Annotated in this window: 17 protein-coding genes; 8 read left to right on the top strand and 9 right to left on the bottom strand. The window is 45.2% G+C overall.

Annotation, left to right across the window (positions count from 1 at the left end):
* The first annotated feature begins 60 nt into the window (after window positions 1-60).
* On the top strand, window positions 61-255 hold the full coding sequence (locus OSC7112_RS18480; RefSeq protein WP_015177325.1) for a hypothetical protein: 195 nt from the start codon (window positions 61-63) through the stop codon (window positions 253-255).
* Here the strand turns inward: OSC7112_RS18480 and OSC7112_RS18475 are convergent.
* The 4 genes from OSC7112_RS18475 to OSC7112_RS18455 all read right to left on the bottom strand — a co-directional run bounded on the left by OSC7112_RS18475 (window position 247) and on the right by OSC7112_RS18455 (window position 9,310).
* Window positions 247-810, bottom strand: coding sequence for a DUF7638 domain-containing protein (locus tag OSC7112_RS18475; RefSeq protein WP_015177324.1), 564 nt, complete (start codon window positions 808-810; stop codon window positions 247-249). The genes OSC7112_RS18480 and OSC7112_RS18475 overlap by 9 nt on opposite strands.
* Window positions 811-894: 84 nt before the next feature.
* Window positions 895-7,608 carry a glycosyltransferase gene (locus OSC7112_RS34605; RefSeq protein ID WP_015177323.1) on the bottom strand — a complete coding sequence of 2,238 codons (6,714 nt, stop codon included), beginning with the start codon at window positions 7,606-7,608 and terminating at the stop codon, window positions 895-897.
* Window positions 7,609-7,753: 145 nt separating this feature from the next.
* Window positions 7,754-8,374, bottom strand: a complete 621-nt coding sequence (locus OSC7112_RS18460; protein ID WP_015177322.1) for a methyltransferase domain-containing protein — start codon at window positions 8,372-8,374, stop codon at window positions 7,754-7,756.
* Window positions 8,375-8,407: 33 nt separating this feature from the next.
* Window positions 8,408-9,310, bottom strand: coding sequence for a CmcI family methyltransferase (locus OSC7112_RS18455; protein ID WP_223300642.1), 903 nt, complete (start codon window positions 9,308-9,310; stop codon window positions 8,408-8,410).
* Window positions 9,311-9,791: 481 nt separating this feature from the next.
* Here OSC7112_RS18455 and ftsH3 point away from each other — a divergent pair, with 481 nt between their 5' ends.
* The 4 genes from ftsH3 (at window position 9,792) to OSC7112_RS18435 (ending at window position 13,643) form a co-directional block, all read left to right on the top strand.
* Entirely contained in the window at window positions 9,792-11,630 is a 1,839-nt protein-coding gene (gene ftsH3 / locus OSC7112_RS18450; RefSeq protein ID WP_015177320.1) for an ATP-dependent zinc metalloprotease FtsH3, read from the top strand.
* Window positions 11,631-11,778: 148 nt separating this feature from the next.
* Window positions 11,779-12,141 (top strand): YybH family protein, encoded by a 363-nt coding sequence (locus OSC7112_RS18445; RefSeq protein WP_015177319.1) that lies wholly within the window; start codon window positions 11,779-11,781, stop codon window positions 12,139-12,141.
* Window positions 12,142-12,381: 240 nt separating this feature from the next.
* A complete protein-coding gene (locus OSC7112_RS18440; RefSeq protein ID WP_015177317.1) occupies window positions 12,382-13,020 on the top strand; it encodes a bifunctional 4-hydroxy-2-oxoglutarate aldolase/2-dehydro-3-deoxy-phosphogluconate aldolase in 639 nt (212 codons plus the stop codon).
* A 101-nt stretch (window positions 13,021-13,121) separates the two neighbouring features.
* Complete coding sequence (locus OSC7112_RS18435; protein ID WP_015177316.1) at window positions 13,122-13,643, top strand: L,D-transpeptidase; 522 nt, start codon at window positions 13,122-13,124, stop codon at window positions 13,641-13,643.
* 189 nt (window positions 13,644-13,832) lie between these two features.
* On the opposite strand, the gene OSC7112_RS18430 is transcribed toward OSC7112_RS18435, so the two are convergent.
* Both OSC7112_RS18430 and OSC7112_RS18425 read right to left on the bottom strand, forming a co-directional pair.
* A complete protein-coding gene (locus tag OSC7112_RS18430) occupies window positions 13,833-14,660 on the bottom strand; it encodes a YwqG family protein (protein ID WP_015177315.1) in 828 nt (275 codons plus the stop codon).
* A gap of 73 nt (window positions 14,661-14,733) precedes the next feature.
* A complete protein-coding gene (locus OSC7112_RS18425) occupies window positions 14,734-16,323 on the bottom strand; it encodes an Hsp70 family protein (RefSeq protein ID WP_015177314.1) in 1,590 nt (529 codons plus the stop codon).
* A gap of 365 nt (window positions 16,324-16,688) precedes the next feature.
* Here OSC7112_RS18425 and OSC7112_RS18420 point away from each other — a divergent pair, with 365 nt between their 5' ends.
* Window positions 16,689-17,378, top strand: coding sequence for a CPBP family intramembrane glutamic endopeptidase (locus OSC7112_RS18420; RefSeq protein ID WP_015177313.1), 690 nt, complete (start codon window positions 16,689-16,691; stop codon window positions 17,376-17,378).
* Between the two features lie 28 nt (window positions 17,379-17,406).
* Here the strand turns inward: OSC7112_RS18420 and OSC7112_RS18415 are convergent, their stop codons facing one another.
* From OSC7112_RS18415 to OSC7112_RS18410, 3 genes are all read right to left on the bottom strand, one after another.
* A complete protein-coding gene (locus tag OSC7112_RS18415; protein WP_071883996.1) occupies window positions 17,407-17,637 on the bottom strand; it encodes an ATP-binding protein in 231 nt (76 codons plus the stop codon).
* Window positions 17,634-17,798: a hypothetical protein gene (locus tag OSC7112_RS39915; RefSeq protein WP_190274234.1), complete on the bottom strand. Its 165-nt coding sequence runs from the start codon at window positions 17,796-17,798 to the stop codon at window positions 17,634-17,636. The genes OSC7112_RS18415 and OSC7112_RS39915 overlap by 4 nt, the downstream gene beginning before the upstream one ends.
* A 91-nt stretch (window positions 17,799-17,889) precedes the next feature.
* A complete protein-coding gene (locus OSC7112_RS18410) occupies window positions 17,890-18,225 on the bottom strand; it encodes a hypothetical protein (protein ID WP_041622613.1) in 336 nt (111 codons plus the stop codon).
* Window positions 18,226-18,529: 304 nt separating this feature from the next.
* On the opposite strand from OSC7112_RS18410, the gene OSC7112_RS39910 reads away from it, so the two are divergent.
* Window positions 18,530-18,691 (top strand): hypothetical protein, encoded by a 162-nt coding sequence (locus tag OSC7112_RS39910; RefSeq protein WP_190274233.1) that lies wholly within the window; start codon window positions 18,530-18,532, stop codon window positions 18,689-18,691.
* A gap of 600 nt (window positions 18,692-19,291) precedes the next feature.
* Complete coding sequence (locus tag OSC7112_RS18405) at window positions 19,292-20,455, top strand: glycosyltransferase family 4 protein (RefSeq protein WP_015177312.1); 1,164 nt, start codon at window positions 19,292-19,294, stop codon at window positions 20,453-20,455.
* The last annotated feature ends 123 nt before the right edge of the window (window positions 20,456-20,578 follow it).

Here is a 20,578-nt window from a genome sequence, read left to right as displayed (position 1 = left end):
TCAGTGCGAAAACTTACCAAAAATCTGCAAATTGCATAAAGCACAGTTTATGAGGTGGATATGCTGAAAGCGCTTTGGGCTACTGTTCGACAAGGGAAAATTGAGCTGCTGGAGTTATCAGAGTTACCCGAAGGGGCAAAAGTATTAGTAACACTCTTACCTGATGCAGAAGCTGAGTTTTGGCTTCAAGCGAGTCAAACATCACTAGATAGAGTTTGGGACAATACTGAAGATTCAGATATTCGCTTAATTTAATTGTTCAAATATCCATTCATAGCTCCTCTTCAAGCTTTCGATAATTTCCTGGGAAATTTCTGTTTTTTCGATACACATTCTGATAGCAGAATCTTTACAATCCATATCGCCAAGCACATAAATTCTCAGATGTTTTGGAATAGCATTGTAAACTTCTTGCAAGCTACTTTTATTTTCTTTTGTTGGTAACGTTAAGAATCTAGCAAAGGCTTGAACACAAGTCTCTGAAACTGTTTGCTTGCCTTGAAGCAAATTTATCGTATCTTCCACTTCTTTGACAAACTCATCAATCTCTATATAGAATTCTAAAGTCGAGTTTCCGTAGTAGAGATGGTGACAGCTTATCCTCGCACCCTTGGGAACTTCGGTAACAACCCATCCCTCAGCAACTTTGGTTTTGAATTCCTCAAAGTTAACCAATTCCCAACAATCGATCGTACCGTCCTCAAAAACTCCGATGATGGTTTCATAGTAGTCCCCGTTGTGTATAAATGCCGACAACCCTTTGCCTCTAATTATTTCTCCATTTTCACCGTTTCTATATATTTGAAGCATTTCTTTTGCGCTTCCAAATCAAGTTCCAATTGCCTAACTAATCGATCGCGCAGGGCGAGCCGCTGCCCGCCCTGCGCGATCCGTTTACTTGACAGCAAGCTCGATCGCACCCCCAACAAACTGCTCGTAATCCGCCAACAACCACGGAGGCAAACAAGTATTCGCATCCTCAACCCGCAACTGTCCAGGGCGACAATACAGCATCGCCGCCAACAAATTATTCACAGCTTTAGGCGCTCCAAACCCTTTACTCAACTCAACAACCAACGACTTGAAAAACTCGCGATCGCTCTCATTGAGCGGCTCGTTAATAAACCCGCTGCCCAACAGTGCTTTGTAACCTTTGCCAAAATCGCTCCGGTAAAAAACTTCTACTTGTTCGCCGGAAACGCTCAGCCACAAATCGGCAATTTGCTTGCGAATATGCCGCAAATCTGCTATTACCAATTCAGCCGTCGGGTCGATTTCATAGAGATTGACAGCAGCAGTTAATTGATTGAGAAACTGCGGCAGATAATCTTGTTTGACAAGTGTTGGTTCTGTTGTCGCAAATGCGCTTTCAAACACCTTTTCGTAATCTTCAAGCAACCACTGCGGCAAGCGGGTGCGAGCGTCGGGAACCCGCATTTTTCCCGGAACAAAATACAGCATCGCCCCCAGCAGAGCATTGATAGCTTGAGGCTGCACCAACCCTTTGCTAATTTCGGTCAATTTCTGCAAAAACTGCTGTTCGGCTTCAGTCATCGATTCTGCTTGCAAGCCGCAGCTAAGAAGTGCTTGATATCCCTTGCGAACGTCTCCTCGGTAAAAACTTTCGAGTTTCTCTGAGGGAACAGTCAGCCAAAAATCAGCCATTTGTTTTCTAATTTGGCGGAGTTCCAAAACTACCGATTCGTCAGACGGATCGATGCGGTAAAGATTGACGCATCCTAACAGTTGATTCGCAAATTGTCGCGATTGAATGTATTGAGCTAGCAAGTCAGAAGTAGAATCAGACTTGACGGCGGCTTCCGTCTCAAAAACTTGTTCGTAATCCCCAATTAACCAGTGTGGCAAACGGTTGCGAGCGTCGGGAATTCGCATGGTTTCCGGCGGGAAATACAGCATAGCGGCAAGCAAGGCGTTGACAGCTTTGGGATGCACTAATCCTTTGCTAATCTGGGTTAATTGCTGCAAAAACATTTGTTCGCTTTCCATCATCGGTTGACGTTGGAAACCGCTCTTGAGCAGCATTTGATAGCTGTTACCTGAAGCGCTTCTGTAGGCGATTTCGAGGTTTTCGGCAGGAACGTTCAGCCAAAAATCAGCTATTTGTTTGCGGATTTGACGCAGTTCGGATATTGCTGAGATGTTTGAGGAGTTTCGTTGGTAAAGCTTGAGGGCATTCGAGAGAATCTCGTCCAAATCTGGCTGCTTGGGAATGCTATCCTGTAAGTTGTGCGATGCTTCCAGGTGGCTGGTTTGCCATTTGCCAAAGAGTTCTTGGAATAATTTGCCGATCGCCCCAGAGTATGCCACACTGTCAAAACAAGCCGGATTAGCTTGCATTTTTTGCTGAATTTCCTGCCGTTTTTGCTGCCGCAATTGCGGGTTAGTGCCGAGGGTAACGGCTAGCTGAATGTAAGATGCTTCGTCATACGCAATTAAATCAGGCATTTGCAGTTCCCGCAGCATCGCCGAACCTTGGCGGAACCGCAAAGCATTTCCTTCCACAACCACCGCCGGCAATCCTACTTGCAAAGGATCGATTAACGATGTTGCCCCAGCATAAGGATAGGAATCGAGATAAACATCTGCTAGCTGCAAAAATTCTTTCACATCCGCGCGACTAGGCAGTTGTTTTACGAACCGCAAGCGGTTGTTATTGACGCCGTATTTAGCGCAGACAGCATTCAGATTGTTGACAAAAGGTGTGGCAGGATAGGTGCGAGTCCAAGCGGGGCCGAAGGGATATAAAATCAAGATTGAATCGGGTACAGCAGCTAGAATTTTTACCCAACTCTCCCTCAACTCCGGCAGAATTTTGTAGAAGTTAGCGCCGGAGATAAAAACGGTTGTATTGTCTGAAATTCCCAGACTTTGGCGGGTAGGTTTAACTGTAGCTACTTCCGATTCTGTTGCGTATGTGAAACAAAAACCGCTGCCTTGGAGAACAGCCAACTGTTCGCGATATTGTTCTTGATAACTAGCATCCGGCGCGGTAAATTGACCTGCGATGTAGTAATCCATGTGCCGGATTCCGGTGGTAGTGGGAGAACAGAAAGATGTAGTTTGTACCCGCGCTAAACGGTGCATTGCTAGTGAAGTCAGCGGTTTGTTAATAGCTGTTAAATTCGTACCGAAAAACAGGATATCTAAGTCGTCGGCGCGGATTGTTTGGACTTGCGATGTAAAGTCTTTCGGGAGTGCAACCAGTTTGTCGGCGCGACTTTGACAGTATTGTTCTAATTGGTGGCCGCTGGTGTTGAGCGCGTACAGGTAAATCTCGAACTGGTTGCGGTTTAAATGCTCGAAAACCGGGATGGTAGCGAAGGTTTCGGTTTGCGGCGCGAAATGGTCGTTGATGATGCCGACGCGGATTTTTGTCCGATTTGGCGATCGCGCCGGGAAGATACAATCAATTGAACTGCCGCGATTTTTGAGCGAAAACTCAATAATTTCCGCCCGTTTCGTGTAAATATCGCGCAGGTTTGCCGTGGTAAAATAAAGCGGGATAAAGTTCGCAACTTGCGCGAACAACAAAGCAATATTCTGCCACAGTGGCGAATCTGCATTCTTGAACAAATTAGTATGTAAGTAATCAATCCAGCCTTGGATGAATTGATAGTAACTGTCTGCTTCTCCTCTGGTTTGAAATACGTTCGGACAAGTAAACATGAATTTGAGATATTCGTTGGCGAACCAATTAGGCACTGTAGCGCGATCGTACTTAAGCGGCAATTGGTCTGCCCGCCGGTACAGCATTGCTGCGAGCAGGTAATTGATGGCTTTTGGCTCGTTAAATCCTTTCGCCACATTGGCGACTAATTCGCTCACAAAAGTCTCTTCTGTATCTGTTAGCGGTTCATATCTAATGTCGCTGGCCAGCAGCGCTTGGTGCTGTTTGCCGGCATCGCCTGCAAAGGCACTTGCAACTTGTTCTGCTGGTAAATTAAGCCAGATATCAGCAATTTGTTTGCGGGTAGGTTGACTGTTGGCCGTAGCTGATTCGTTACTTGATTCTTTTTGTTGCTGATTGATTGAGCTTGAAAATCCGGTAGAAGGTTGATGAGATTCACCAAGCAATAGTAGTGAAACTAATGCCTCTTTTAGTTGGGCAGATTGACTGCACTTTAGTCCCTCTCGAATTTGAGCAATCGCAGCCTCCGAGTCTCCGTCTGTCAGGAGTTTCTTGGCTGTATTTAAGGCATACAAAGCATAATGTTCTCTGGCTTGATTCGATAACTTATCGGCGATCGCGCTTGGCAAGTAGGATTGAGAAATCTCGATCGATCTTCGCACGTCAGCTATTAGTCCGCCTGATTTGAGCAAGCGAGTATTGTCTGACGAAGAATGTTGGCGATACCAAGCTAGCGGTTCAGGTTCGTACCAAATCGGATAATGCACTGCAATTCGCTTCCACATCTCCCAATCAGAAGCAGCACCAGCTTGAGGGCAGAAACCGCCCAGATTTTCGTAAACGCTGCGTTTAACTGCAATAGGAGAAGCTTGCAGCCGACACATAACAATAATCTGTTCTAACCAATCACTAAGTACCCCTGGAGTTTCTCTTTCTAACCAAGATACCCAACGCTGATTTCCTGCTTCGTCTGTATAAATGTGGCGGCAAAAAGCTGCACCAACGCTCGGTTCTTTTTCTATACCTTCTCGCAAGCGACTGTAAAAACCAGGTAATACAACATCGTCGTCGTGTAAAATGTGAACCCACTCACCGTGAGATCGTTGAATGCAGAGATTAAAGATAGCAGTTTGACCGATATCTTGTTCTGGATGTCGATAAAAATTAACTCGTCCACCACCGACAGCTTTAACAATTGCCTCCATTTCATCTTGGATAGATTGGTTCGAGCAATCGTTAACCACTTCAACCTGCATTTCCTCAGAACTTGGAGCCTGTTGCAAGACGCTTTTTAACGCTTGCTCTAAATATTTGACGCGGTTGTAGGTGGGAATCATTACAGACCAAAAGGGTCTGCGAATATTAGGGGCAACGGGGGAAATTTGGGTAACTTCTAGAGAAAGAGCCGGAACAACAGGAACAGCAGTAACATTTTCAGTAACATTTACGGACTGTTTTTGGGCTCCAGCTAACTGTCGCATCCACTCTTTGACTTGAGTAGCGTCAGTCATCCGATTTTTCACTTCAGAACTCAGTAAATTGAAATACGGACTCTGTAAAATTTTATGGTGCAATCTTTGAACATCTTGCACAATTTCTCCCTTCAGCAAGTTTTCTCTTGTCAGTTGCTTGAGGTGAACGCGCCAGTGCGATAAACTTTTGTTGACAAAACCGATTTTGTAGCAGCTCATAATTCTGAACCACATTTCAACATCAACTAATTGCTGCAATTCTACATCGAACAATCCGACGCGATCGAAAACTTCCTTTCTAATCAGAACTGTACTCGGTTCTCCAATTTTATTAATCGGATTGTTCAAAAGATTAGGCTCTGCCAGCAGTGCTTTCCCATCTTGTACTGGTTGCAAGTTTGACCAGTTTTGAGAGATTTCTACAGCTCCTCTACCGATTGCTTGGCAAGCCGGATCGGAGTTGGCATCTCCTGCTAGCAAAACTCCCCGCCGCGAAAATACCAAACCTATTTGTTCGTCCTGTTCTGCTAAATTCACCAGTTCGGCAACACACTCCGGCTCTAGCAAGTCATCTTGACATAACAACTTAATATATTTCCCTTTAGCCTGAGAAATACAGTGATTCCAATTTTTTACTAATCCAAATTGATTGTGAGTCCAAATTCTGAAATGACCGGCAAACTTGTCCGTAAGCGACTTAGCGATCGCCACTGTTTGGTCAGTCGAACCGTCATCCGAAATAATAATTTCTAGGTTTGGATAAGTCTGAGCCATAGCGCTACAAAGTGCCTCGCTCAGGTATTTATCGCCGTTATAAGTAGGAATGCAAATGCTAACTAAAGGCTGGCTTGTTTCACTCTGGTTGAACTTTTTATTGAACTTATTAACTAAATGCTGGCTAAAGCAAGGGTCGCGCTTGATAAATTTATTCCACCTCGCTACCATCAATTTAGCCGCCGTTTCCTCAATTTTTAACTGTTCTACATCAGTTAGTTCAAAAGCCCAACCTTTTAATTCTTGATGCCATACTTTGGCGTGACTTATATATATATTACGATAGCCGTTAGCCATCATTTTTAAACACAAGTCAACATCACTGAATACAATTGGTAAGTTTTCATCAAAACCGCCGATGCTGGTAAATACTTCGCGGCGGCACATCAAGCAGGCTCCCGTGACAGCCGATACGTTATTAGTAAATCCTATATGTACCATATCGTCATACGGTACTGCCTTGCTAATTCCCTTGTAGGCATGACTGGCAATCCCGTTAACACCTAGGATAAATCCTGTGTTTTGGATAGAATTATCTGGATATAGCAACATCCCTCCCACAGCGCCAATTGACTGTCTTTGAGCTTGCTCGACCATAGCATTGAGCCAGTCTTCTTGGTGCACTTGGGTATCATTATTTAAAAAAAGTAAGTAATCTCCTTGTGATTTTTCTACACCAAAGTTATTGATTCTAGAGTAATTAAATGGAATGTCTAACCTGTAGCATTTAAACTTAGCTGGTTGCAGATTTTGCCATTTTTTAATTAATTTAGTTGTTTCAACTTCTACACTGCCGTTATCTATCACTATAACTTCGTAATTAGGATACAAAGTATGGGTAAAAATTGATTCTAAGCATTTATTTAAGATACTGCCAAAATCCCTGGTGGGAATGATGATACTAACCAATTTGTCACTTTTGATGGCGTAGCGAATAGTATAGTGACCGGGGTAATTTTGATGCGTGAGAACTTGTCCAGGTTCGCCTCTTCTGCGAATTGCATCTGTTAGGGTTCTCACTGCTGCTTCGTAGGCATAAGGTTTGGCTTCTCTAGAAGCAGAGGCAGATTCTGGGTGAAATCTCCAGTGGTAGAGGATTTTAGGTATGTGGAATATCTTGTTAGTTTTTTCTGTAAGCCTCAAAACCAGATCGTAATCTTGACTGCCCTCAAAACCTTCTCTAAATCCACCGATCTCGTTGACTAGCGATCGCCGGTAAGTACCCAGATGGCAAGTGTACATCCGAGACAAAAATGAATCAGGACACCAATCTGGCTTGTAACATGGAAGACAAACATTGTTGCGATCGTCTACCTTATCTTCATCTGAATAAATCATGTCTGCATCGGGATGCTCGTTCAGCAGCATTACCACTTCATGCAAGGCATCTGCCACCAGCAAATCGTCGTGATCTAGCAGCGAGATAAATTCACCAGTTGCTAATTGCAGGGCAGAATTTGACGCGCGAGATATATGACCGTTTTGGCTTCTAAAAACTCCTTTAATTCTCGCATCTTTTGCCGCATATTCTTCTAATATCCGCTTGACATGAGGCTGCGTTGAAGCATCGTCAGCAATGCACAATTCCCAGTGAGTGTAGCTCTGATTTAAAACAGATTGAATTGCTTCTCTCAAAAACTGCTCTAGTGTATTGTAAACTGGCATCACAATACTGATAAGTGGCTGATAGCTCAACTGATTCGTAGAATTCATCTCTGGGAAACCTCTGTGTCAACTAATTTTTTTTGAGCTTGCTTGTCTTTAAAAATGCTGCGACTGTCAGCAGCTAATTGGCTAAGGTACGAGTTACCTCTTAAGTGCTATATCTTCCACATATTACAGTGTTTTTTTCTAGCGGTTACGGTACTCGGTAAGCCAGCCAAAACCCGTTTCCTACCTTGCTGTCCGGGTCTTCTGTGCCTAGCAGTTGCCAATTGACAGCAGGAATACCGTCATTAGCTGTTTTGAGATTCTCCAAGAATTTTCTCAGAGTTGTTGAGGTAAATTTCCAGTAGTGTCCGCCTTTACCGCCATATAAATTCTCTGCTGGAGCAGTCTCGATCTTCCATTTTTCTCGGTGTGCTTTAACTAATCGATCGTAGGTAGATAGCGGGCGATTGTCTCCCGCAAGAGCATCCGGCTGCGGGACAATCATCACCACATATCCCCCTGGCTTGATAACTCTTTGCCATTCTAATAAAGCAGATATGGGATCGGGAATGTGTTCAAATACGTGGCTGGATAAGACAAAATCCTGACTTTTATCTTTGACTGGAATGTTGTCTGCCTCGCCGTACATATCTATCTTCGTCGGTTGCTCTCCCATGTTAACTTGGTTGTCTTGAAACAAATCCTCGTCAAATTTTGGAGCAACATTAATTGCATTCACGCCAAAAGGATTGTGCGAGGCTGCTCCCAGTTCGATTCCTGAGAGTCCTGTTAATAACTTTAGCGTTGGTTGGTGCAGTGGAAATTTCATGGTTATCTTTGACTTGCAGTACAATATAAATATTTAGCGCCGAATTAAAAAACCAGCAGTTGCAAAAGTAAAGCCAAATTTCTGTTCGCGCAGGTAATCTCTTTGATAATCATCAGGATAAATGGCAAAATATTCTTCCATTGCTTCGTATGGCCCTTCCCCCCATCCGGGTAAAACTGGGTGTCCGTTAATATTACTATCTTCAACTACTAAATAATCGCCTGTTTCCAGTAGCGAGCGCAGCATTTGCATCTCGCCCAAAACGTGCTGCTTTTCATGGTTGCTATCCAGGATAGCAAATACCGAACCGGGAAATTCTCTCCGCAATTCGACTATTCTTTGAGAAACTTTAGGATCGGTGGAGGATGACAGCATTAACTCGATGCGCGGATGATTTCTCACTTTGGGATGGAGAGATGTATGGTCAATATCTACCGAAAATACTTGAGAGTTATTATTTATTTGTTCTAGAATAGAGGCAAAAAATAAAGTACCACCACCATAGAAACTGCCAAATTCTAGGATTAAACTAGGTTTTAAGTCCCACAGGATTTCTTGGTAACTCCACATATCGCAGGGAGATTTTAGTGCTTTAACGCCTGCCCATGTAGTCGCATCCCAAATTTGGTTATTGTAGTACCACAAGTGATAGCGCAGACCTGCATCCGTTGTAGAACCCAACTGATTTTTTGATAATTGATATTTAATTCTTCCCAGCAAACACAAAGCATCTGAATTGTCTGGCTGACCGTCAATGATTTTGGAACAAATTAACTCTGCCCGAAAGTAGTCGCCGCAATCATATAACTTAGTTGCAGCTATAATATTCTCTGTGAAGTTGTGCATATCAGTTAAAAAGCTAGTTATTTCGCCTTTCCTGCCCGCCTTTTTTCGCTGCCGAAGATTGCGATCGCCTCGCATAAGCTTGGTAAACATAAGCTTGGCACAGTACATCAGCCAACCGCATCCGCATTCATCAGAAGTTCAGAACCCTTGCCACAATGAGTCTGGCTGTTGCCCCGGTGCTTCACTACCGCTATACATTTGCCCAGCCTCAAGAACAAGAATAAATTGCACCCATCTTACCTCTAACTAAAGCATCTTATCAGGAGTTAGCCCAATTAACCTGACGAGGGCGATCGCCCTTCCCCCAGCAGCTAAACTCGCTCCATACTTGGTCGGGACATTGACAAATATTACTTTATAGTGTACTCAAAAATTCACCTTGTGTTAGTAAAGTATCTCAATCTCCTGACGCCGCGCAGGGCTGTTCCGTTCCCGCGACCTCACCTGAGATCGCCACAGCAGGGCCGGGATTCCTCACCACACAAAAACAAGTTACAATTACGTTAAGATTGATGAACATAAATAAAAATTCCCAAATCACAGGGACTAAAAATTAGGAGGATCGACCTCGGTGAATAAACGGTGGAGAAACGCTGGCCTGTACGCACTGCTGGCTATTGTAGTCATTGCCTTAGCAACGGCTTTTTTTGACAAACAGCCCCCAAGCCGCGAAGTTTGGAAGTACAGTCAATTCATTCAGGAAGTCGAAGGCAAGAGAGTAGACAAAATAAATATCAGTTCCGATCGCAGCAAAGCCCTGGTCACAGCCCAGGACGGCAACAAGGTACTCGTCAACCTGCCGAACGACCCCGAACTGATCAACATCCTGACCAAAAATAACGTAGATATTTCAGTTCTGCCCCAAAGCGACGAAGGCTTCTGGGTAAAAGCCCTCAGCAGCCTGTTCTTCCCGATCTTGCTCTTGGTGGGACTGTTTTTCCTGGTGCGGCGCGCCCAAAACGGGCCCGGCAACCAAGCCATGAACTTCGGCAAATCCAAAGCTAGAGTCCAAATGGAGCCACAAACTCAGGTGACTTTCGGCGACGTGGCCGGCATCGAACAAGCCAAGCTAGAGCTCGCAGAAGTCGTGGACTTCCTGAAAAATGCAGACCGCTTCACCGCAGTCGGAGCAAAAATCCCCAAAGGCGTGCTGCTAGTCGGCCCTCCCGGAACTGGCAAAACCCTGCTGGCAAAAGCAGTGGCTGGAGAAGCAGGCGTTCCCTTCTTCTCGATTTCCGGTTCAGAATTTGTGGAAATGTTCGTGGGTGTCGGTGCTTCCCGCGTCCGCGACTTGTTTGAACAAGCTAAATCTAACGCTCCTTGTATCGTATTTATCGATGAAATTGACGCCGTAGGCCGCCAGCGGGGCGCTGGTTTGGGCGGTGGTAACGACGAACGGGAACAAACCCTGAACCAGTTGCTGACCGAAATGGACGGCTTTGAGGGCAATACTGGCATCATTTTGATTGCTGCCACGAACCGCCCCGACGTACTCGATGCGGCGCTGCTGCGTCCGGGTCGCTTCGATCGCCAAGTTGTAGTCGATCGCCCCGACTTCGGAGGCCGCCTAGAAATTCTCAACGTTCACGCCCGCGGCAAAACTTTGTCGAAAGACGTGGACTTGGAAAAAATCGCCCGCCGGACACCCGGTTTCACAGGTGCGGATTTGTCCAACCTACTCAACGAAGCAGCAATTTTAGCCGCCCGCCGCAACTTGACCGAAGTCTCGATGGATGAAGTCAACGACGCGATCGACCGCGTGCTCGCTGGCCCGGAAAAGAAAGACCGCGTGATGAGCGAAAAGCGCAAAACCTTAGTAGCTTACCACGAAGCCGGTCACGCTTTAGTCGGCGCGCTGATGCCCGACTACGACCCCGTGCAGAAAATTAGCATTATCCCCCGCGGCCGCGCTGGCGGTTTGACTTGGTTCACACCCAGCGAAGATCGGATGGATTCTGGCTTGTATTCTCGGTCTTACTTGCAAAATCAAATGGCGGTAGCTTTGGGCGGCCGCATTGCTGAAGAGATTGTCTTCGGCGAGGAAGAAGTAACGACTGGGGCGTCGAACGACTTGCAGCAAGTGGCAAGAGTAGCGCGGCAAATGGTGACTCGCTTCGGAATGAGCGATCGGCTAGGCCCTGTAGCTCTCGGTCGCCAACAAGGCAATATGTTCATGGGTCGCGATATCATGGCTGAACGCGATTTCTCCGAAGAAACCGCAGCGACGATCGACGATGAAGTGCGTTTGCTGGTAGAGCAAGCTTACCGCCGCGCTAAAGATGTACTCGTCGGCAACCGCCACGTCCTTAATGCTTTGGCAGATCTGCTAGTTGAAAAGGAAACTGTGGATGCGGATGAATTGCAAAGTTTGTTAGCTAATAGCGATGTCAAGATGGCGACGATCGCCTAATCAATTTTGGATTTTGGATTTTGGATTTTAGATTGAATCTAAAGTTTGAAATCGATAATTGGGGTGATTCTGGGATTGTCGGGAATCGCCCCGATTTTTTTTGTGGGCACACAGGAAGCAGCGAAAAAAAGCATTGGAGTAGCAAACCATGATCGTCACTGAAGATAGAGCGCGTGAACTTGCACTTGATTGGGTAGAAGCTTGGAATACTCATAATCTCGATCGAATCATGTCCCATTACGCAGAAGATGTAATTCTGATATCGCCTGTCGCAGCGCAACTGCTAAACGAACCATCTGGGACAGTGACAGGCAAAGAAGCGCTGCGAAACTACTTCAAAAAGGGGCTGGAAGTTTATCCTGACCTCAAGTTTGAGTTGCTTGATGTGATGTGGGGAGTTTCCAGTGTTGTCCTTTACTACATCAACCAAAAAGGCACCAAGACAGGTGAGTTTATGGAAGTCAGTTCAACCGGAAAAGTGACTAAAGTTGTTGCTCATTACAACGGGTAGAGCGAGGTTATGCAAATGGCGGTAATATGGATGGCACAACCGAGCGATGCTGAGGCTTTACTTTCTCTAGCTAGCGAGTCAAAGGCAGTCCACTTGCCTGTGGTGTAAAGAAAATAACGCAATTTTAACCGCCCCCTCGGAAACCCACGGATGTGGGTTTTGTTTGTATAGACGCGGTTTCAACCGCTCGGTCTTCCGATATGAAATGTATTGAATTATCTGGGGGCAACATCAGTTAGCATGAATCATCAATCTTGGTTGACACTACTAAAAAAACACCGGGCGATCGCAGTCATCCGTTCATCAGAAAAGGAACTTGCTTCGCAGATGGCAAAAGCGGTAGCAGCAGGAGGAATCCAGGTTATTGAAATTACTTGGAATACCCACAAAGCCGCTGAATTAATTGCGGAACTCCGCTCGGAATTCCCTACTTTTAGTATCGGCACCGGCACTTTATTAAACTTAGAAGAGGTGCAGCAAGCAATAGACTGCGGCGCTCAATTTCTGTTTACTCCGCACACCGATGTAGCGATGATTAAAACAGCAGTTGACGCCGGAGTGCCGATCGTCCCCGGTGCTTTTTCTCCTACAGAAATTGTGACCGCGTGGCAAGCAGGCGCTACCTGCGTTAAAGTGTTTCCGATATCGGCTTTGGGAGGCGCGGCTTACCTGAAAAGCCTGCAAGGCCCCCTGGGAAACATTCCTTTAATTCCCACTGGCGGAGTGACGCTGGAAAATGCGAAAGTATTTATTGACGCCGGGGCGATCGCCGTTGGTTTAGCCGGAGACTTATTTCCCAAACACTTAGTGGAAAATCGCGATTGGCGCGCGATCGTCCAAATTGCCCGATCTCTCGCCCAAAACTTAACAACTTGTTAAGCCATGTTTCCCAATCCAACATTTCAAATCTACAATCTAAAATAGGACAAGCCAATCTAAAATCTAAAATCTAAAATCTAAAATAGTACGAGGTGTGAGAAATGAACAGCATTATCAACTCAACTTACTTCCGCCGCGCTGGAACTTTCTGTGCCGGCTGCGCCCTCACTTTTGCTGCATTCTGCGGCGGTTCAATTCCTGCAATTGCCAGCGAACAGCACAACATAATTGCCAATAAAATTATGCTGTTGCAGCAATCCAGCGAACGCTGGATTGAAATAGATTTGTCCAGACAAAGGTTAATAGCTTGGGAAGGAAATACACCCGTTTACGCGGTGATTATTTCCAGCGGCAAATCATCGACTCCCACCCGCACGGGAACCTTTGCCGTTCAAACCAAATACCGCGTTACTAGAATGACTGGGCCGGACTACGACGTGCCCGACGTTCCCTATACAATGTATTACGACGGCGGCAATGCAATTCACGGCGCTTACTGGCACAATTTGTTTGGCAATCCCGTTACTCACGGCTGCACAAATGTAGCTGTCAATCACGCTAAATGGCTATTTGAATGGGCTTCGGTGGGAACACCCGTGGTGGTACACAAATCTCAGGTTTAGGGCATTGGGCATGGGGCATTGGGCATCGGGCATAGTCGAACATTATTAGAACTTATGCACCGGTGGTCAGAAACAGGGTTTTTTTGCGAAATACTGCGTTACAGCCGTAGATTCGGTCAAAAACCCGGTTTCTTCGATCGGAGTTCATCAGTTGTGGTTTTTTTTAGCTTGCTTATTTCATTGCTGCCTTCAAGCACAATCCCAATTATATAAAACCTCACTAAAATCTAATTCTCTGAGTGCTGATTCATCAATAAAAAAGTTACCTACACCAGTGTCTCCCCACATGATATCTACTGTCTCATTGCAATCGGTATCCATTTGCAATAGAAGAATGTCTGGCTTTTGTTTTTGCTCGGAGTTACTCCTATATTTTCTTACGTCCTCTTGTGTAAAATCAGGATAACCACCTATTTTATGACCAACGGGTTGCGATATTTCTAGGTACTCATCCTCAATTTCATGGTTCATAAATAACTCTTCAATTTCCGAGCCTAAAAGTTCGGTAAATTGGTAGTCATGGGTACTAATCGGCGCATATTTTTTAGTAAATTGCAAGCTGTAACAGCCCTGAACAGGAAAATATTCTGGTTCCGGCAAAAAATCATAATTGGTAATAATGTTTTCAACTTTGAAGTCGGGCTGAGGAAAATAGATTATTTTGAATTGGTCTTCGATTGTATGATTATCTGCATTGGCAGAATTGTCCAAATTTAAACCATATAGGTCATCGTCAGCTATATAGAACTGCAAAATTCCCCGATCGGGAAAACCATCTAAAGGCGGTATTTCATCAAAGTTAAGTTGCGCTAGCAAAAATAAATATTTACCGTCACAACTTTTGGGATATTCAAAGCCTTTAGGTAAATAAGGACATCCCCCAAATTTACTCTGCCACCAATTAACGTCATCATTATTCTGGGTTTGAATTTCGATGTAAGGTTTAATGGTAGCTTCGATTCTGTCGCGATACTTTTCTAATTCGGGAGAGAGTGGAAATTCTAATTTATAATTCATCTGCTTTTAACAATTTGTTTTGAAGGCAATCAGTAGGGTGCGCCGAAGCGCACCTTACCTGTAAAGTCTATCCTTAACTTAACTGCACCACGGGTTTATCCTCTAACAAAGTTTCATTTGTCAGCAAATCTTCCACGGTAATGCGTAAAAAGCGCTGTTCGTCAACGCGGAATAAAACTTTTATGCGATCGCTCCCCGGATACCCAGGCGGCGTCAATTGAGCGATGCTGCGTGCTCCGTCTTTATCATTTAAGGGCTGTACCGATGTTTGGCCCGCGAGTTGGCGAGTAATTATCCTGTCGCCATCAAAATATATCTCCGTGCCGCCAGTTTCCGCTCCCAATTCGCCGATAATTAATTCTATACTTGGCTGACTTTCTAAAGAAGCTCCCAAGACTAATTCTACGGGTTCGCTCATCGGATAAGACTGGCCGGATTTGATTAAACTGTGCCAACTGTGGCAATTGTCGCGGCGGTTCCAGTAGCGAATTCCGTAACTGTGATAGAGAAAATCTTTGATTTCTATGCCTTGACTCAGTTGCAGAGCACCTTGGGCGATCGCCTCAAAGGGTTTGTCGCAGCGAATTTTTGCCGGATCGAAATATTGTTCCACCCAACGCCCGACAGCGGGAATTTGCACAGTACCGCCAACTAGCAAAACTGCGTCGATATCGCCAATTTCTAAGCCTTGGCGCCGCGCTTGCTGCAATACTTGATTCATGCACTCGTCGAGTTTCTCAAAAAACTGATGTTCCGCCAGGATAGATTCAAAACGAGTTCGGTCTAATTCTAATTCGTAACTCTCAAAATTTTCGTCATCAAAATAAACCTCAACCGCCTGATTCACCAAAGACAATTGAATCTTTAACCGTTCTGCCAATCTCGTTGTAATCGGAGATTTTGCCAGCCCTTTTGTTTGAACAAAATAGTCAACCAGCCAATTATCAATATCAGAACCGCCTAAATTTTGTCCGGCTTTAGCCAAAACCCGGGCAACTTTTGTTTTTTGCGCTGAAGATTCAGCTAATAGCTTTTCGCCCCATTTGAGAATAAAACCGAGGGGCTTTTTGTTGGAGGAAGCGTCCAAACGCACCAAAGAAAGATCGAGAGTTCCGCCGCCGAAATCAATTACTAACAGATTTTCGCGATCGGCCAAACCGTAACCCAAAGCAGCCGCCGTAGGTTCGTCCAACATCCGCACCTGTTCTACTTCCAGAGATTGAGATACTTTGCCCAACCAATGGCGGTAAGCTTCAAAACTATCTACCGGTACAGTAAAAATCAAAGAATCGATCGGCAAGGGCAGTTCGCGAATTGAGCTCACAATTTGGCTCAAATACCACTCGCCTACTCGTTCAAAAGTAACAAGTTGCCCGTCAAGTTCTGGCACAAAACCCTGAACTGAAGTGCCAATTCCCCGCTTAAAATTGCGAAAAAACCGAGAATCTCCACTCAAATCCATGCCTTTGTCGCGGACTTGCTGACCGAGTATGACTTTACTTTGAGCAGCGTCCTCAACGTAGAGTAAACTGGGAATTAGGGGCGGATTTTGAGCCGAGATTGCCGACAATCCCGGTAATTTCAAAGTTTCGGGCTGCGATCGGGCTGGATTCCAGCGAGCTGCCACGGTGTTGCTAGTTCCAAAATCAATTGCGATCGCCATTCAGCCAAAATACACAGCTACGAGGGATTCAATCATATTATTGTATTTTGAACCCCAAATGCAAATAGATGATCGACTTGTGCTTGCATAAATACTTAGTTGCAATCAAAACTGCTTTAGCAGCGGAGTCTTCAATTTTGTGCAACTGCATATTTTTGGTTGCAACAAGTAAGCGCCACTTGCATAAGCGGCACAAAACTCATACCATTTTAAATTTTAGATTAAACACTTGGGAATGGCTGACTGCATAAGGGTTTGGAACACTGGCCTACAGTTGCATTTTTTTTTGAAAGTGGTATCACCTGTCCGCCGCCGCCAAGCTTTTACCTTCGATCTCAATCCAATTTTTAAATGAAGCGTGAAAAATGCTGGACATGGGCGATCGCAAAACAGCACTATTGGCTTTAACACTGCTTGTCCCTGCCGCTAGTATCGGTATCATAGCAGGCTTGTATATTGCCCCGGAAGGCTGGGGACAAACACTGTCAGTCTTTTGTCAAGTTTGGTTGCTGGTTTTTCCGATCGCGTGGTCTGTTTTTGTCGATCGCGAAAAGCTGAGTTTCTCCCTGCCCAAGCGCCAAGAATTGCTGGCTGGATCTATTTGGGGAATATTCATGTTTGCGGTGATTGTGGGTATCTATAGCCTTTTTGGCCAGCAGTCGATCGATCCTGTAGTTGCTAAAGAAAAATCGTACCAATTAGGTATTAGCAGCCCTAATATTTACTTGATTGTAGAAGCATATTTTGTGCTGGTTAACTCGCTGATTGAAGAATTTACTTGGCGGTGGTTTGTCTGCAACAAGTGCCAGATTCTCATACCGGGAACAAAAGCAATATTTCTGAGTTCGCTATTTTTCACGATGCACCACATTTTTGTAATAGCAGCTTACAGCGACTGGCAGGCTGTTCTCTTAGGTTCCTTAGCTGTCTTCACCGCCGGGATAATTTGGTCGCATTCTTATCTGACTTACCGTTCGCTTTGGTCTAGTTATATCAGCCACGCAATCGCAGATTTTGCCCTGGCAATTATTGGTTGGCAAATCATCTTTAACTAGCTGCTTTTTTAGCCAGAATTGCCGGCAATTATACAGTAAAATTTGAGCCTTTTCCCAACTCGCTCACCCGACTAATATCTCCACTCATCATCTGACAGAATTTCTGGGCGATTGCCAATCTCAAACCCGTACCGCCGTATCGGCGAATAGTAGACTCGTCCGCTTGCGTAAAACCTTGAAATACTCTCTCAATTTGCTTTGTATTCATTCCAATTCCAGTATCGCTGACTGTGAATTTTCCAGTTAAGCGATATGTCAAAGCTTTGCGGGTAATTTCAGTGCCAGCAACTGCACTTTTAAACCAATAGCGATCGCTGCGGTTGATGCGATCGGGCGGCGTGCGACTGCAGCAGGCGATAATGTACCCTTATCAATTAGCTTCGGCAAGGTATATGTGGCTGTAGCTGCGGTTAATGCCAACTATAACCTTTCTCAGAAAGATGAGGTACTCCGCGGGCATAGGGCATAGGGCTGGAGTGGGCATAGGGCATAGGCCTGGAGTGGGCATACCTCACTTTTTTGATAACCGCTGTAGCAGCGACAAGTGTTTGCTGGCATTCATGCTGATTGTACTGGGATCTTGACTGATGCTGCACAACAATAGAACGTTCATATCTTCCCACCGGAAGATGCTTTCGGTTAAGATATCTGCTTTTAGTTCTAGGTTTGGTTTTGCTTGCGATCGCATAATTGTAGCTGCATGAAAACTGGCCAACATATCGCTACAAGCATCGGCGGCCGGGCCTCCAAGAGCACACCGATTGTTATCTGCAATTGCAAACTTAGAAAAAATGATGCTTTCATAACATGAAATTTTTTGTACGCGAAATCGTTTGATATATACCACGAAGTTGCTGCTACTGCTTAGGAGTCAAGGTTTGCATGATATGGGCCGATCGACCTTGAGTATTCCTTTGATCTTTATATGGTTATTTGATAATTTGCTGCTGAAGTTTTGTTACGGTAATTACTTATACAGGAATTGGGCATAAACGCTACATATATTCTGCCCCGCAGTGGCAGTCTCTTTTAGGAAATTTTTCAGGCGATCGCCTTTTATTAACAAATTTAAAACTCAGGCAGCTAATTAAATTTATATCGGTGAAACTCTATGTTCTGTAGCACGATTTGGAAACCTATTTTTTCAAACAGTGGACGCATCAACCCGGTTTTTATACGAACACAGGACAAGTGAGGACGAGGGAGAGTGCTTGAAAAATCGGCTTTCTCCCGTCATTCGGGCGTCCGCGACGGTGATTCGCGCGATCGCGCCCCAGCAGATAGCTGAGAAAACCACCATCTCTGAATCTTGACAAAATAGGATATTATGTCACGCAATACCGACCGTACAGTTACCCAAAAATCACAGCCACCGATCGGTATTTAGAGGTGTTAGAGCTATGGGGCAATCACCATTCTCAATTTAAGAATTTCCCTCTTGAATGCAGTATAAAATTTTGCCAAAGGCGATGTCAATCTACTGCGTATTGTTGTTAATGCTACCTTTATACCCCACCTTAAAAGTGGGCTAATATTCGGTTTCCCGTACATCACTGTCTGTTCGATCGTAAATGATGTTATCTTGAACCTAGGGTGTTGTCTAACTTGGTCTTTGTCGCGAAGAAAGCTGCTATTTGATGAGGGATCTATCTTCGGGAGTAACTTTCGCTGACCTCCGAGTTATCCCTATGGGAACTGTTCGGTTCTCGCATCCATCGTTATTATCATTGCAATGACAGCGCAGTTTTGGCAAATAGATATTGGGGTGTTGCGGACAGTCGATCGGTTGGATTCTATGTAAACACCAGGAAAGCGGTAATTAATAGTCACCCGCCCCTCTTTCCTTTTGGGCTCTAACATCAGCGCTGGTAACAGCGCCGAAAGCAAGTCAATGTCTTAAGCGGGACTTAAAAATGAAAATCACCTTTGTTCTTCCTACTCTGTCTCTGACAGGCGGAATACGAGTAGTATCTATTTTTGCAGAATGTTTGAGAAAGCGAGGACACTCCGTGTTCGTCATCTCTTTACCCCACCCCCAACCGAGTATGCGCCAGCAAGTCAAGTCGCTGCTGCGGGGACGCGGTTGGATTTCCCCACCTGAAAACGAACCCTCATTTTTCGATAACTTAGGTGTAGAACACAAACTTACCGATCGCTACCGCCCGGTAGAAGACAAAGATGTACCTGACGCTGACGTAGTCATTGCCACCTGGTGGGAAACCGCCGAGTGGGTAGCCAAACTCTCTCCTAGCAAAGGAGCAAAAGCTTATTTTATCCAGCACCACGAAATTTTTGACTATCTACCTCAAGGTAGAGTAGAGGCAACTTGGATGCTGCCTATGCACAAAATTACGATCTCTGAGTGGTTAGTTGACCTAGCTCGGACTAAATACCACGATAGCAAAGTTTCTTTAGCTCCTCCGAGCGTGGACACCAAGCAATTTTACGCCTGTCCTCGCAACAAACAATCTGTTCCTACAGTGGGTCTAATGTACTCTACACTCAACTGGAAAGGAACCGACATCGCCCTCAAAGCTTTTTCCCTAGCAGCAGAAAAGATCCCCAACCTGCGTCTGGTTGCCTTCGGTACAGAGGCTCCATCCTCGGAATTGCCCCTACCGGCCAATGCCGAGTATGTAATTCAACCCGACCAAGACAAAATCAAAGACTATTACAGCAAATGCGATGCTTGGCTGCTGGCGAGCCGCTCAGAAGGCTTCGGCTTGCCAATTATCGAAGCGATGGCGTGCCGGACTCCCGTCATCAGTACCCAAGTAGGCGCTGCTCCTGAAATTTTGAGCGGTGGTACTGGCATACTTGTAAGACCAGAAGATCCTCAAGAAATGGCAAAAGCCATAGAGTCTATCTGTCAGTTGCCAAATTCCAAGTGGCAAGCCATGTCTGAAGCCGCCTATGCCAAGGTGAGCAATTATACTTGGGAAGATGCCACGGATCATTTTGAAGTGGCATTAAAAGTTGCTGTAGACAAATCTCAAGACCGCGACGTTAACATAGATTCCTTTTCTCCCTACTATGAGGACGAAAAAGAGGACGAAAAAATTCCGGTTGAATGCTAACTGCCGGGCCGCCATTTGAAATTCTGCCCTACGGGCGTTTTCGGCGCCGGATTTAGGGGAGAAACTCAATATCGTTTGGTGGGGTGCTTCTGCCACAACTAAAATCGCCCGTGTCCTGTTTTC

Origin of the sequence: Oscillatoria nigro-viridis PCC 7112, from assembly GCF_000317475.1 — a bacterium.
GTDB lineage: Bacteria > Cyanobacteriota > Cyanobacteriia > Cyanobacteriales > Microcoleaceae > Microcoleus > Microcoleus nigroviridis.
Note: the sequence above shows the minus strand (reverse complement) of the source record. Positions and strands in the feature narration are given on the sequence as shown.

What these genes read in the sequence shown, in the direction of transcription:
- OSC7112_RS18425 (WP_015177314.1), bottom strand. Translation starts at nt 16,323, where the DNA reads ATGGCGATCGCAATTGATTTTGGAACTAGCAACACCGTGGCAGCTCGC.
- OSC7112_RS18460 (WP_015177322.1), bottom strand. Translation starts at nt 8,374, where the DNA reads ATGAAATTTCCACTGCACCAACCAACGCTAAAGTTATTAACAGGACTC.
- OSC7112_RS18440 (WP_015177317.1), top strand. Translation starts at nt 12,382, where the DNA reads ATGAATCATCAATCTTGGTTGACACTACTAAAAAAACACCGGGCGATC.
- OSC7112_RS18435 (WP_015177316.1), top strand. Translation starts at nt 13,122, where the DNA reads ATGAACAGCATTATCAACTCAACTTACTTCCGCCGCGCTGGAACTTTC.
- OSC7112_RS34605 (WP_015177323.1), bottom strand. Translation starts at nt 7,608, where the DNA reads ATGAATTCTACGAATCAGTTGAGCTATCAGCCACTTATCAGTATTGTG.
- OSC7112_RS18420 (WP_015177313.1), top strand. Translation starts at nt 16,689, where the DNA reads ATGCTGGACATGGGCGATCGCAAAACAGCACTATTGGCTTTAACACTG.
- OSC7112_RS18455 (WP_223300642.1), bottom strand. Translation starts at nt 9,310, where the DNA reads ATGTTTACCAAGCTTATGCGAGGCGATCGCAATCTTCGGCAGCGAAAA.
- OSC7112_RS18480 (WP_015177325.1), top strand. Translation starts at nt 61, where the DNA reads ATGCTGAAAGCGCTTTGGGCTACTGTTCGACAAGGGAAAATTGAGCTG.
- OSC7112_RS18430 (WP_015177315.1), bottom strand. Translation starts at nt 14,660, where the DNA reads ATGAATTATAAATTAGAATTTCCACTCTCTCCCGAATTAGAAAAGTAT.
- OSC7112_RS18475 (WP_015177324.1), bottom strand. Translation starts at nt 810, where the DNA reads ATGCTTCAAATATATAGAAACGGTGAAAATGGAGAAATAATTAGAGGC.
- OSC7112_RS18405 (WP_015177312.1), top strand. Translation starts at nt 19,292, where the DNA reads ATGAAAATCACCTTTGTTCTTCCTACTCTGTCTCTGACAGGCGGAATA.
- OSC7112_RS18445 (WP_015177319.1), top strand. Translation starts at nt 11,779, where the DNA reads ATGATCGTCACTGAAGATAGAGCGCGTGAACTTGCACTTGATTGGGTA.